We start from the raw sequence: 1,041 nt of genomic DNA on the forward strand, positions 1-1,041 counted from the left end.
TATTTTTAAAAATCGGTAATCTATCAATGGCTATATCGATAACGTTTTGTGTCGTAGTATATTCATTGATACCAAAGATATATTTTACTTTCTTGTCGTCTACATCTGCCTCAGGCAGATGATAGAGACGCCAATTGGATTTAAGAGCTTTGTATAAGCTTGAGTGTTTATCACTTATCTTTTTCAGACAACTGATTCTAACCTGGTCTAAGGCTCTACTACACAATTGAACAATATGAAACCTATCAACTATTATTTGAGCATTAGGAAAGATTCTATGAACAACCATCTGATAATTAGCATTCAGATCAATAGAAACGGTCTTTACTACTTGTCGTTCCGACAAGCTATAGTTATTTATAAAATGTTCAGTTACTGTTTTAGACAATCGGTCGTGAATAAGTTCAATCAGATGATGAGTTTGAGCATCAATAGCTATGAAAGTAAATATACCGTTAACTGAGCGAAATTCATCAAAGCACAGGTTCTCAGGAAGAACGTTACATCTATTTGGTAATTTGATATTGTCATACAAGATTCTACTTACTGTATTTACTGATACTCCGATGATCTTGGCTATAGATGTTAACGTAAAAGATTCCCTTGCCATATCGAATATTCTATTTTGAACTTGTTTTGTCATAGTGTGATTTTTGATTAATAAATCACTGTGGGCACCGCAGGTGCTTCCACAGTTCTTACAAATATAACGTTGCTTATTGAGTACCAAATGATATTCAATACCGTTAAAGCTGGCCAATCTGGCATTAGTTTTTCTTTTTCCATTCTTGACTAATGCATTCAAACCACATTGTGGACATCTGTACAGTTTATAAGTTAAATCAGCACTTACGATCTTTATATGTTTTATAACGCCACGATTTTTAATCGTAGCGTCCTTAACTGAAACGTTTCTCATGTTATTGTCTTTTATATCAAGTGCACATAGTATAGAATTGTCTTGGGACATTATTGTTTTCTCCGTTTTTGATTGGGTTTGGTCGCTTAAATCTTAACATGAGAACAGTGATGTTCTTTTTT

The 1,041-nt window shown here is 33.4% G+C and carries 1 protein-coding gene; it reads right to left on the minus strand.

All coding sequences use genetic code 11. The annotated features are described in order from the left end of the window. Positions 1 to 970, minus strand: a 970-nt coding sequence (locus FC88_RS03590) for a transposase (protein WP_057812873.1), incomplete at its 3' end; no start/stop codon positions are given. Positions 971 to 1,041 lie beyond the last annotated feature (71 nt).

Source organism: Companilactobacillus futsaii JCM 17355 (assembly GCF_001435505.1).
Taxonomy (GTDB): domain Bacteria; phylum Bacillota; class Bacilli; order Lactobacillales; family Lactobacillaceae; genus Companilactobacillus; species Companilactobacillus futsaii.